This window comes from Enterobacter sp. IF2SW-B1, assembly GCF_001743375.1.
Lineage (GTDB): Bacteria > Pseudomonadota > Gammaproteobacteria > Enterobacterales > Enterobacteriaceae > Enterobacter > Enterobacter bugandensis.
The window spans coordinates 714500-727343 of the sequence record NZ_MJAA01000001.1; the positions used below are offsets into that span (position 1 = coordinate 714500).

The window sequence follows — 12844 nt, forward strand, 5'->3', positions numbered from 1 at the left end:
GCGATTCATGACCATGCCAACCTCACAATGTCCGTGGCGGATGCAGGTTCATCACATCCATCAGGAGACGCCGGATGTGTGGACGCTGTCGCTGCTCTGCCACGACTACTATCCGTACCGTGCGGGCCAGTATGCGCTGGTCAGCGTTCGCAACTCGGCGGACACGCTTCGCGCCTATACGATCTCCTCCACGCCGGGCGTGAGCGAGTACATTACGCTCACTATCCGCCGCATTGATGACGGCGCAGGCTCCCAGTGGCTGACCCGTGACGTGAAGCGCGGGGATTACATCTGGCTGTCTGACGCGCAGGGGGATTTCACCTGTGACGACAAGGCAGACGATAAATTCCTGCTGCTGGCGGCGGGCTGCGGCGTAACGCCGATCATGTCGATGCGCCGCTGGCTGGCGAAGAACCGCCCGCAGGCCGACGTGCAGACAATCTTCAGCGTGCGCTCTCCGGAAGATGTGATTTTTGCCGAGGAGTGGCGTGACTATCCGGTGACGCTGGTGGCGGAACACAACGCGACCCACGGTTTTGTGCCCGGTCGCCTGAGCCGCGAGCTGCTGCAAAGCGTGCCGGACATTGCGAACCGTACCGTGATGACCTGCGGCCCGGCGCCGTACATGGATATCGTGGAGAAAGAAGTTAGAGCGCTTGGCGTGACCCGCTTCTTCAAAGAGCGGTTCTTCACGCCGGTGGCGGAAGCGGCAACCAGCGGGATTCAGTTCACCAAACTGCAGCCCGCACAGACCTTCTTTGGCCGCGTGGGCACCACGCTGCTGGAAGCGCTGGAAAGCAACAAGGTGCCGGTAGTCGCGGCCTGCCGTGCGGGCGTGTGCGGCTGCTGTAAAACGAAAGTGGTTTCCGGGGAATATACCGTCACCAGCACCATGACGCTGTCCGACGCGGAAATTGCCGAAGGTTACGTGCTGGCGTGCTCGTGCCACCCGCAGGGGGATCTGGTCCTCGCATAAGCAATAAACGTTCGATCGTAGGCCCGGTAAGCACTAGCGCTACCGGGCTTTTTTGCCGGGTGGCACTGCGTTTACCCGGCCTACGTTGTGCATGCTGCCTGTTCGGCGGTGAAATCCCCCGATCAGTATCTGAAGATGGCCGCAGATTTCTAAGCTGCCTGTACGGCAGTGAACATCACGGCGGGCTTTGCTGAGACGTTGAAGCGTTTCTAAGCTGCCTGTACGGCAGTGAACGGAACAATCTACACCTATCACCTTGTCAGATAAAGAATTCCCCTAAAAAATACCCTTTAAACCCTTTTTTCATCACAAATAATTCCGTTTAATAAAATCAAAGACTTAAAAACCACCAATAAAAAAGGGTCCAGAGACCCTTATATTTTCAGTACCCAGCTTTATTGCCACGCAGGCGCTTTCCCTAACGCAAACCGCCCTGCCCCTAAACACGCTACCGCCAGCGAGCCAACAAAGAAGTACACCAGGCTTTCAATCGCCCATGCCCCAACCTTATCGAGCGCGAACGTTTCACCCACTCCCACCATCAGCCATGCCACGATCATCGTAAACGCCAGCACCAGCGCGGCCGGGCGCGTAAAGAGCCCGACAATAATCAGGATCGGTGCCACCACTTCGCCAATCAACACGCCGTAGGCAATAAATCCCGGCAGCCCTTTCTCTACCAGCATGCCGCTGATAAATCCCACGCCACCAAACAGCTTATGTAAACCGTGAAAAAGCATCAGCCCACCGACGGCAAGTCGTAACAAGAGTTTGCCGAGATCGTCGTACGATAGCTTTTCATTAACAGCAATTAACAATGATTTAACCATTTGAAATGATTCCTGTTTTCACTGAGGCATCACCAGATTATGCCGAAGCGTGGCGCGTGAAAAGCACCTTTTAAATGGGGGGATTTGACGGGCAATACAGTGACTTTCTTCTAAGCTTGTAAGCGATATCACAAAAAGGAGACGGACAACCATGAAACAAACCGTGGCTGCATATATAGCGAAAACGCTCGAACAGGCTGGCGTAAAACGTATCTGGGGCGTGACCGGCGATTCCCTGAACGGGCTCAGCGACAGCCTGAACAAGATGAAAACCATCGAATGGATGCCGACCCGTCATGAGGAGGTCGCTGCCTTCGCGGCCGGTGCCGAAGCGCAGCTCACAGGAGAACTGGCCGTGTGTGCAGGCTCGTGCGGGCCCGGCAACCTGCATCTGATCAACGGCCTGTTCGACTGCCACCGTAACCACGTGCCGGTGCTGGCGATTGCCGCCCATATCCCCTCTTCCGAAATCGGCAGCGGCTATTTTCAGGAGACGCATCCGCAGGAGCTGTTCCGTGAATGCAGCCACTACTGTGAGCTGGTTTCATCCCCGGAGCAGATCCCGCAGGTGCTGGCGATCGCCATGCGCAAAGCCGTACTAAACCGTGGCGTTTCCGTGGTCGTTATCCCGGGAGACGTGGCGCTCAAGGCTGCACCTGAAGGGGCCAGCACCCACTGGTATCACGCTCCGCAGCCGGTGGTAACGCCAGCCGAAGAGGAGCTGAAAAAGCTGGCGCAGCTGCTGCGCTACTCCAGCAATATCGCCCTGATGTGCGGCAGCGGCTGTGCGGGCGCGCATAAAGAGCTGCTGGAATTTGCCGGTAAGCTCAAAGCGCCCATCGTCCACGCCCTGCGCGGCAAAGAGCACGTCGAATACGATAACCCGTACGATGTGGGCATGACCGGGCTGATCGGTTTTTCTTCCGGCTTCCACACCATGATGAACGCCGACACGTTGATCCTGCTTGGCACCCAGTTCCCGTACCGCGCGTTCTACCCGACGGATGCCAAAATCATTCAGATTGATATCAACCCGGCCAGCATCGGCGCGCACAGCAAGGTCGATATGGCGCTGGTGGGCGACATCAAATCCACCCTTGCCGCCCTGCTGCCGCTGCTGGAAGAGAAAACCGACCGCAAGTTCCTCGATAAAGCGTTGAGCGACTATCGCGACGCGCGCAAGGGGCTCGACGACCTCGCCAAACCGAGCGACAAAGCCATTCACCCGCAGTATCTGGCGCAGCAGATCAGCCATTTTGCGGACGACGATGCCATCTTCACCTGCGACGTGGGCACGCCAACCGTCTGGGCGGCACGCTACCTGAAAATGAACGGCAAACGCCGCCTGCTCGGCTCGTTCAACCACGGTTCGATGGCCAACGCCATGCCGCAGGCGCTGGGCGCAAAAGCGACGGCACCGGAGCGTCAGGTCGTGGCGATGTGCGGCGACGGCGGGTTCAGCATGCTGATGGGCGATTTCCTGTCGGTGGTGCAGATGAAGCTCCCGCTGAAAATCGTGGTCTTTAACAACAGCGTGCTGGGCTTCGTGGCGATGGAGATGAAGGCCGGAGGCTATCTCACGGATGGCACCGAGCTGCACGACACCAACTTTGCCCGCATCGCCGAGGCCTGCGGCATCACCGGCATCCGCGTGGAGAAAGCCTCCGAGGTGGATGAAGCCCTGCAGCGCGCCTTCTCCATCGACGGTCCGGTACTGGTTGACGTCGTCGTCGCCAAAGAAGAGCTGGCGATCCCGCCGCAGATCAAGCTGGAACAGGCCAAAGGTTTTAGCCTCTACATGCTGCGCGCCATCATCAGCGGGCGCGGTGACGAAGTGATCGAACTGGCAAAAACCAACTGGCTCAGGTAAAACGTTTCGCATGACCTCTTAAATAAAGGGATGTGAAATGATTGATTTGCGTAGTGATACCGTTACCCGCCCGAGCCGCGCCATGCTCGAAGAGATGATGGCCGCCCCGGTCGGGGACGACGTCTACGGCGATGACCCGACGGTCAACGAACTGCAGCGCTTTGCGGCAGAGCTGAGCGGCAAGGAGGCCGCGCTGTTCCTGCCGACCGGCACGCAGGCTAACCTGGTGGCGCTGCTCAGCCACTGCGAGCGCGGCGAAGAGTATATCGTCGGCCAGGGTGCGCATAACTACCTGTACGAAGCTGGCGGTGCGGCGGTGCTTGGCAGCATCCAGCCGCAGCCGATTGACGCCGCGTCGGACGGCTCCCTGCCGCTGGATAAAGTCGCGGCAAAAATCAAAGCTGACGATATTCACTTCGCCCGCACCAGGCTGCTCAGCCTCGAAAACACCCACAACGGTAAAGTGCTGCCGCGCGAATACCTGAAAGCAGCGTGGGAATTCACTCGCGAGCGCAGGCTCGGCCTGCACGTCGATGGCGCACGCATTTTCAATGCCGTGGTGGAGTACGGCTGCGAGCTGAAAGAGATAACGCAATATTGCGACTCGTTCACCATTTGCCTCTCAAAAGGGCTGGGTACGCCGGTGGGTTCGCTGCTGGTCGGCAGCGCAGACTACATCAAGCGCGCCAACCGCTGGCGTAAAATGACCGGCGGCGGCATGCGTCAGGCGGGCATTCTGGCGGCTGCCGGACTGTACGCATTAAAAAATAACGTGGCGCGCCTCAAGGACGATCATGACAACGCCGCGTGGATGGCAACGCAGTTGCGCGAGATCGGCGCGGACGTGATGCGTCACGACACCAACATGCTTTTTGTGCGCGTGGGCGATGAGCACGCCGCTGCGCTGGGTGAGTTTATGAAAGCGCGTGGTGTGCTGATCAACGCCTCCCCGGTCGTGCGCCTGGTGATGCATCTCGACGTGAGCCGCGAACAGCTGGCGGACGTGGTGAAACACTGGCAGGCGTTTTTACAGCGTTAAGGAGCATCACGTGCCGCAACGTATTCTGGTGCTTGGCGCCAGCGGATATATCGGTCAGCACCTCACCACTGCATTAAGCCAGCAGGGGCATCAGGTGCGGGCAGCGGCACGCAATACCGAGCGCCTGCAAAAGCTTGGTTTGCCTGGCGTGACCTGTCACAACGTCGATCTCAACTGGCCGAAGGAACTCCCCGCGCTGCTGGAAGGGGTCGACACGCTTTACTACCTGGTCCACAGCATGGGTGAAGGCGGGGATTTTATCGCCCACGAGCGTCAGGTGGCGATGAACGTCCGCGATGCCCTGCTGCAAACACCGGTGAAGCAGGTGATTTTTTTAAGCTCGCTCCAGGCACCCGAACACGAGCAGTCCGACCATCTGCGCGCCCGCCAGCTGACGGCAGACACGCTGCGCGGGGCGAATATTCCCGTCACCGAACTGCGCGCCGGGATCATCGTCGGCGCGGGTTCCGCGGCCTTCGAAGTAATGCGCGATATGGTCTACAACCTGCCGGTGCTGACCCCGCCGCGCTGGGTGCGCTCGCGCACCACGCCGATTGCGCTGGAGAATTTGCTCCACTATCTGGTGGCCCTGCTGGATCACCCGGCAGAGCAACACCGCGTGCTGGAGGCGGCAGGCCCGGAAGTGCTGAGCTATCAGGAGCAGTTCGAACATTTCATGCGCGTCAGCGGACGCCGCCGCTGGCTCATCCCCATCCCCTTCCCGACCCGCTGGATTTCAGTGTGGTTTTTGAATGTCATCACCTCCGTGCCGCCAACGACCGCCAAAGCATTGATCCAGGGGCTAAAGCACGATCTGCTGGCGGACGATCGCGCGCTGCGCGCATTGATCCCCCAGGCGTTGATCCGCTTTGACGACGCAGTGCGCCATACGCTGAAAGAAGAAGAGAAGCTGGTGAACTCCAGCGACTGGGGCTACGACGCGCAGGCCTTTGCCCGCTGGCGCCCTGAGTACGGCTATTACCCGAAACAGGCGGGCTGCACGGTAAAAACCTCTGCCAGCCTTCACGCGCTGTGGGAGGTGGTGAACCAGATCGGCGGCAAAGAGCGCTATTTCTTCGGCAATATCCTCTGGCAGACGCGCGGTGCGATGGATCTGCTGGTCGGTCACCGGCTGGCGAAAGGCCGCCCGGCGCATCCGTATCTTAAGCCAGGCGATGCGGTCGACAGCTGGAAGGTGATCGTCGTCGAGCCGGAAAAACAGCTGGCGCTACTGTTCGGCATGAAGGCGCCGGGGCTGGGGCGGCTCTGCTTTACGCTCAAGGACAAAGGCGACCATCGGGAACTGGACGTTCGCGCCTGGTGGCACCCACACGGGATGCCGGGTCTGTTCTACTGGCTGTTTATGATCCCCGCCCATCTGTTTATCTTCCGGGGTATGGCAAAACGCATTGCGCAACTGGCAGAACAAAAGACGAAAATAAGTTAATAAAACCCTCTTTCTTTCACCTTTCCCATTGCAACACATCGTAATTCACGAAAGAATGCGCACGAAATTCTTTTCAACACAGTGGATTGATATGAAGGTACTGGTTACCGGGGCGACCAGCGGCTTAGGCCGAAATGCGGTCGAATTTCTGCGCAACAAGGGCATCAGCGTCAGGGCCACCGGTCGCAACGAAGCGATGGGGAAACTGCTGCAAAAAATGGGCGCGGAGTTCGTCCATGCCGACCTGACGGAGCTGGTCTCCTCGCAGGCGAAGGTGATGCTCGCCGGTATCGACACGCTGTGGCACTGCTCCAGTTTTACCTCCCCGTGGGGAACCCAGGAAGCCTTCGATCTCGCCAACGTGCGCGCCACGCGTCGTCTGGGCGAATGGGCCGTCGCCTGGGGCGTGCGTAACTTTATCCATATCTCCTCCCCGTCGCTCTATTTTGATTATCACCACCATCGCGACGTGCAGGAAGACTTCCGCCCTGCTCGCTTTGCCTGCGAGTTTGCCCGCAGCAAGGCGGCCAGCGAAGAGGTGATCGACCTGCTGGCGCAGTCAAACCCGCATACCCGTTTTACCGTCCTGCGCCCGCAAAGCCTCTTCGGACCGCACGACAAAGTGTTTATTCCGCGTCTGGCGCAGATGATGCACCACTACGGCAGCGTGCTGCTGCCGCGCGGCGGCGATGCGCTGGTGGACATGACCTATTACGAAAATGCCGTCCACGCCATGTGGCTGGCAAGCCAGCCGGACTGCGATAAGCTTATCTCAGGTCGCGCCTATAACATCACCAACGGTGAACCGTGCACGTTGCGCAGCATTGTGCAGCGGCTGATTGATGAACTGCAGATCGACTGCCGTATCCGTTCCGTGCCCTACCCGATGCTGGACATGATCGCCCGCAGCATGGAGCGTTTTGGCAGTAAATCCGCCAAAGAGCCCGCGCTGACGCACTACGGCGTATCGAAGCTTAACTTTGATTTTACGCTGGATATCACGCGCGCGGAGACTGAGCTGGGGTATAAGCCGATTGTGACGCTGGATGAAGGCATTGTGCGCACGGCGGCGTGGTTACGGGATCACGGGAAGTTGCACCGCTAGCCTTTTTGCCCGGTGGCGGCTTCGCCTTACCGGGCCTACATCTCCTCGCCCCTTCGGGGAGAGGGGAAAGTGCAAATACTAAAACGGCAACCTTTCGGTTGCCGTTTGCTTTTACAGAGCCGTCCAGGCATCAGCCCATGCCAGACCTGCGCCTGGTTCATAGTATGCCGGGGAGTTGTTACACCAGCCGCTGTACGGGAACGGTTTGCACTGGAACAGTTTACCGTGGTTGTTCACGATATCACCTGCGTTGTACTTGCTGTTCGCGCTCCACGCCTGGTAAGCACCTTCGTCACCTGATGGCGTTGCCGCTTTCGCTTTCACGTTCAGCAGGTAAGTGGTGGTATTGCTCAGCTCGCCATCGCTGACGGTCAGGCTGATTTCAATCTGCTGCGCCGTTGCGGACTCAGGCGCCTTGAAGGTCACCACCGCTTTATCTTCGCCGGTCACAGTCTGGCCATCCTGAGAATGCCAGGTGTAGGTCAGCTTGTTGCCGTCCGCGTCGGTAGAGCCTTCCGCGCTCAGAGAAACCTGTGCGCCCGCTTCAACGGCACCGATTGGACCCGCAATCTGCGCAACCGGCGCGTGGTTCACCGCAACAGGTTCAGCCGGGGTTTCATCCGGCGTTGGCGCTGGAGCTGGTGCCGGCGTTTCATCTTCTGAAGGCGTTGGCGCTGGCGTTACCGGGGTTTCGTCCGGCGTTACGGCAGAGCCGTCATCGTTCACGATATTGACGTTATAGAACTTCTGCACGCACTTGGTATAGTCGCCGTCTTTGAACGCGCTGAACGGCGTCTGGTAGCCCACCAACTGGCACGAGTAGGTCTTACCGTCTGGCGTATCCGCGCTCCATCCCCAGTCCTGCTCCCAGTAGATCTTCAGGGCGCCGGCACCGTATTCGTCGAACTGCTTCATGTTGGCGCAGCCCAGCACTTCATTGGCCGGAACAGGCACTTTCAGGTAGTTCGCGAACTCTTTGTAGTACTTGATACGGTTCTGAGACTGAGCAATTTCAGTCGGGCCGCCGCACTCTACGCCGCCGTTGATGATCTGGGTGGTCACACCGAAGCCAGGGACCAGACCGTTGGCTTTATCATGATCGTTCGGCTGCCACGTGCCGTCGATAACCTGCAGCATGCTTGGTTTTGGCGGCTGCGGGTAGGCGAAGAAGAAGATCGCGCTCGCCAGGTTCAGCCACCAGCTCAGGTTTATCCAGCAGGGTACGCACGTCGCCGTACATTGCTTCGGAGAACGGACCGTAGTTGTAGTTGTAGGACAGCTGCTTCGCGCCGCGACCGAAGTAGCTCAGGAAGTCGCCGTCTTTATCCTTACCGCACGGCCAGGTCTGGCCCTGCCATACTTTCGGGTCACATTCGCCGTTATAACCGCCCTTCTGCCCTTCGCTCCAGCCCATTTCACGCACGTGGACCAGCGCCTGACGCCACTCGGCTTCCGGACGCCAGCTTTCGTGGCCGCCGGTTTCCTGGGCAAAGTGGGCAAACATGGTGGCCAGCTCTTTGCGGCAAATCGCATCGCTGTCGCGACCGTCGTTATAGGTCTTACACAGCGCCGGGAATTTACCTACGGCTTTCAGGAAGTTGCTGTAGGTATAGGCCTGAGCGCGCAGCGGGAAGAGATAATCCCAGTCGCTGGCCTTCACGATCCCTTCCACGCGCTTAACGTTGTCCGGGTTCGCCGCACGGCCTGGCTCAATCATTTCGACCTGCGCGTTATCAAGGGTCTGAATCGTCTCTTTAACGGAGGTCATCAGCGGGAAGTTAGTGAGCTCCTGCTCTTTCTTCGCCAGATCGCTGGCTTTCATGGTGTACGGCTCGCCGGTGGTCGCCTGCAAAGAGGCAGCCTGCGCCATAAAAGGTGCAACGCAAGCACCAGCAACAAGTACACTCAGTAACGTCCTTTTGTTCATTTCAATATTCCTGTTTCGTTAAGATTAAAAAAAGAATCCCGGTTTATGTATTAATCCATTAATAAATAAACCACAGACAGCTGTTTTCACTTTTCGAAGAACACCAAAAGGAATTCTTCAAAAATAAAAAACGTTAATAACGCGCTGCTAATTTCAATTCCTGATATTTTTTCCAGACTTTGTGGGCATACATCATACGCTGCGGATAGTTCTCTCTTTTTAATCCGGCGTTATAAGCCCCTACTGCTTCCCAGTTATAACCGTAGACCTTAATCATGTTTGAGAGAATCGACGCTCCCACCATAATTGAGGTACAGGGTTCGGCCATCAACCGATACTCATCAATGCCTTTTCTCTCAAGCTCCGTAAAGTGTGAGCTGTTTATTTGCATTAATCCGACATCGCGTGTGCCATCATGATTTTGCCCTACCGCATACGGGTTCATCCCCGATTCAACGTTAGCGATGGCGTACAGCAAATAAGGATCGACATGATAATAGTGCGCGGCGTTATTCCAACAGTTTGCCAGTGCGCCGTGGCTTATTATCAATAATAACAAGATGAACTTTTTCATTTTTACCTGCTGACATTTTCGGTTATTTCTCCTGGCCAACATCCTGTAAAATGAAGTTTGAATTGCTCCCCCCAATAAGGGGGGAGCATTTATTGGGCTAGATTATTTGCAGTCTGTTGCTGCGCCTTCTTTTACCCATACATCGCTGTTAGCCGGGTTATCACCACGGGTCCACCATTTGGCACGGTAAACGCTGCCCTGGTAAGTGGTGGTATCACCGCCGTTATAGACCAGGTCAGAACGCCAGTTCATTTTCACGTTGCTCACCAGTTCCCATGCATCCACACCGAAGCCAGGCTGGTTGCCCTGCGTCCAGTACTTCGCTTTCCACACCAGATGGTCGAAGCTTACGGTATCGCCATTGTTGTAGATTTTGCTGGCATCCCACGCAGCATATTTGCTGGCGTTAGCATCGACAGGCGCGTCGCAGCTACCGGTTGCAGAACCTTCGTCAGATGGCGGAGTCACATCATCAGCCGGAGGGGTCACATCGTCAGCTGGTGGGGTCACATCGTCAGCCGGAGGGGTCACCTCATCAGCCGGTGGCGTTACGTCAGCCGGTTTTGGATTCACAGTCACCTGCACGTTAGACTGCACGCTGGTTTTACCATCCGTCACAACAACGCTCAGCGTGTAAGAAGAGGTATTGTTCACCTCTGGCGCAGTGATGCGAACGTTAGCAGTATCGGTACCCGTTGCGTTCATATCAGCCGGTACGCTCCAGCTGTAGGTCAGCGCATCGCCATCAGGATCGGAGGCTTGTGCATGCAGAGAAATCGCTTCACCGGATTCAACGGTAACGGATTCCATGGCATTGATCACCGGAGCCTGGTTGGCCTTAGGCGCTTTGTTCACTACCTGTACGTCGATAGCGTTGCTCAACCCTTTCGCGTCGGTCACGGTCAGGCGGAACACCAGGTTCTGATCGCTGGTCACGGCCGGTACGCTGAAGCTGGCTTTCGCTTTGGTGCTGTTCGCCAGGGTCACGGTGGCGCCGGAAACCTGCGTCCATTTATAGGTCAGCGCATCGCCGTCCTGGTCGCTGGAGGCTGAGCCGTCGAGCGTGACAGTCGCCGGGCCCGTTACCGTCATGTCGGTTGCAGAAGCGACAGGCGCATGGTTGGTTACAACCGGCTCAACAGGCGTAGAGCTGCCGCCCAGCAGGCTTTCGTTCATGGCATTCAGGATATCGCCGTTATCGGATTCGATAGACCATGCGAACAAACCACCCAGGTTTTTGCTCAGCACGTATTTGCCTTTCGCATTGACGGAACGGGCGTTATCGTATGTCACCAGCTCACCGGTGGATTTGTTGAACACGTACGGCGCTTCTGCTGCTTCGTCGTATTTGTATTCCCAGCCTGGTTTGCCCAGCATCTGGTTTACAATCTGACGGTAGTCAACAATACCGTTTTCCCATGTCCCTTTGATTGGACCCGTCGCGGTACCGGTGAATGGATTGTCACCCGTGTAACCGTGAACGCCGGTCCAGCCGCGGCCATACATGCCCGCACCGACGACGATCTTGCCAGGCTGAACGCCCTGCGCCAGCATCTCTTTCACTGCGTTATCGGTGGTGTAGTTGGTATCTGGTTTCCAGGACGCACCGTACAGCGCGGTCTGGTGACCCAAATCGGTATTACTCCACGCACCGTAGAAGTCGTAGCTCATCAGGAAGATATGGTCGATGTACTGCTGCGCGGTGTTGTAGTCCACGTCTTCGATCTTATCTTTACCTGCACCGATTGCCGTGGTCAGCTCGTAGGTACGGCCAGTTTCCGCAGACAGCTCGTTCAGCATCTGACGCAGGTCATGCATCAGCGCGGTGTAAGTCGCTTTGTCGGTCTGCGGGTTACCCAGCTTGGCGTTCTCACCGCCGCCGCCCGGGAATTCCCAGTCGATATCCACACCGTCGAATACTTTCCAGGTGGTCAGGAAGTCTTTAACGGACGCAACGAAGCGGTCACGCAGCACTTTGTTATCCATCTGATAGAACGGGTCAGACAGAGTCCAGCCGCCTACGGATGGCAGGATTTTCAGATCAGGATGGGCTTTTTTCATCGCCATCAGCTGGCCGTAGTTGCCTTTGTACGGGTCGTCCCAGTTGCTTACGCCCTGCTGAGGTTTTTGCAGCGCAGCCCACGGGTCGTGGATCGCCACGGTGTAGTCCTGGCGGCCCTGACAGGCGCGTTTCAGAGACTCCAGCGCGCCGGAGGATTTGGCGCTGTCGTTAATGCCGTCGCCGCCACAGATTGGAATGAAGCCGTACAGCAGGTGGTTAATGTTCGCGACAGGAATTTTGTCTGCCGAGAAGTTACGGTCGTACACGCCCCACTCAGGGAAGTAAGCGCCAACCACTTTATCGGTGTGCTGCGCGAACGCTTTGTTGTTTTCCAGCAGCGGGGTGTTCAGAGGAAGCAGGTGGCTACCGTCGGTGTCCGCCACGATGATCAGCTTGCTGGCGCTCTTGGTGCAGCCGCTGTCGTTACACAGCTCGACCTGCTCCTGATAGCGTCCGCCTTTCTTCACTTTAAAGGTCGCAGAGCCTGCGGCACTACCCGCACCGGTCCAGACGGTCTTGCCGTCCAGCAAAACTTTTGCAGACGTTGGGGCATCGCCGCTCCAGACGTTCCACTCCACCTTCACGTCAACGCCATCTTTATGCACTTTGATGAGGTTGTTGTAGTCCTGTGCCGCCTGATCCACCTCTACCAGCGCAAACTTATCATTGCCTGATGTAATTGACGGTGTACCCGGCGCCGCTGCAAATACTGAGCTTGTTGCGGCTGCAACAAAAAGCGCCAGATATTTAGGCTTCATAAATTTCATTTTTTATTTCCTGATAAATTTATTCGTAACGTAATAATCCATGTCTTCCTTGAGAGCATGGAGTCTATTTGCGTAATGCGTATTTAACCAACCTGAAAACCGTGACAAAAAACGTTTTGCTGCGTTGTATTCCTCCATAAAAAGATACAAGCCCAAATTCCGTGTAGCTTATATCTTTTACGATACACTGAGCGCAAAGAGACATCCTTCTCTTCCACCGTCAAAAAAACTTATAAAAAAACTTGAC

8 protein-coding genes and 1 pseudogene are annotated in these 12844 nt (G+C 56.9%); 5 read left to right on the top strand and 4 right to left on the bottom strand.

Annotated elements, in window-relative coordinates:
- The first annotated feature begins 7 nt into the window (after nt 1–7).
- Nucleotides 8–976, top strand: coding sequence for an NADH oxidoreductase (hcr, locus tag A6013_RS03510; RefSeq protein ID WP_069732563.1), 969 nt, complete (start codon nt 8–10; stop codon nt 974–976).
- Between the two features lie 395 nt (nt 977–1371).
- On the opposite strand, the gene A6013_RS03515 is transcribed toward hcr, so the two are convergent.
- On the bottom strand, nt 1372–1806 hold the full coding sequence (locus A6013_RS03515; RefSeq protein WP_047368196.1) for a DoxX family protein: 435 nt from the start codon (nt 1804–1806) through the stop codon (nt 1372–1374).
- Nucleotides 1807–1957: 151 nt separating this feature from the next.
- Between A6013_RS03515 and poxB the strand changes: the two genes are divergently transcribed.
- The 4 genes from poxB (at nt 1958) to A6013_RS03535 (ending at nt 7267) form a co-directional block, all read left to right on the top strand.
- Complete coding sequence (poxB, locus tag A6013_RS03520) at nt 1958–3676, top strand: ubiquinone-dependent pyruvate dehydrogenase (protein ID WP_041910648.1); 1719 nt, start codon at nt 1958–1960, stop codon at nt 3674–3676.
- A 37-nt stretch (nt 3677–3713) separates the two neighbouring features.
- A complete protein-coding gene (gene ltaE / locus A6013_RS03525; RefSeq protein ID WP_069732564.1) occupies nt 3714–4715 on the top strand; it encodes a low-specificity L-threonine aldolase in 1002 nt (333 codons plus the stop codon).
- A gap of 10 nt (nt 4716–4725) precedes the next feature.
- Entirely contained in the window at nt 4726–6162 is a 1437-nt protein-coding gene (locus tag A6013_RS03530) for an SDR family oxidoreductase (RefSeq protein WP_045261794.1), read from the top strand.
- Nucleotides 6163–6253: 91 nt separating this feature from the next.
- Entirely contained in the window at nt 6254–7267 is a 1014-nt protein-coding gene (locus A6013_RS03535; RefSeq protein WP_028012536.1) for an NAD(P)-dependent oxidoreductase, read from the top strand.
- 111 nt (nt 7268–7378) lie between these two features.
- Here the strand turns inward: A6013_RS03535 and A6013_RS03540 are convergent.
- The 3 genes and pseudogenes from A6013_RS03540 to A6013_RS03550 form a co-directional block, all read right to left on the bottom strand.
- Nucleotides 7379–9194: pseudogene (locus tag A6013_RS03540) on the bottom strand (glycoside hydrolase family 19 protein).
- Nucleotides 9195–9327: 133 nt separating this feature from the next.
- Nucleotides 9328–9768 (bottom strand): type III secretion system invasion protein IagB, encoded by a 441-nt coding sequence (iagB, locus tag A6013_RS03545; RefSeq protein ID WP_048959679.1) that lies wholly within the window; start codon nt 9766–9768, stop codon nt 9328–9330.
- A 102-nt stretch (nt 9769–9870) separates the two neighbouring features.
- Entirely contained in the window at nt 9871–12597 is a 2727-nt protein-coding gene (locus A6013_RS03550) for a glycosyl hydrolase family 18 protein (protein WP_047368191.1), read from the bottom strand.
- Nucleotides 12598–12844: the final 247 nt, after the last annotated feature.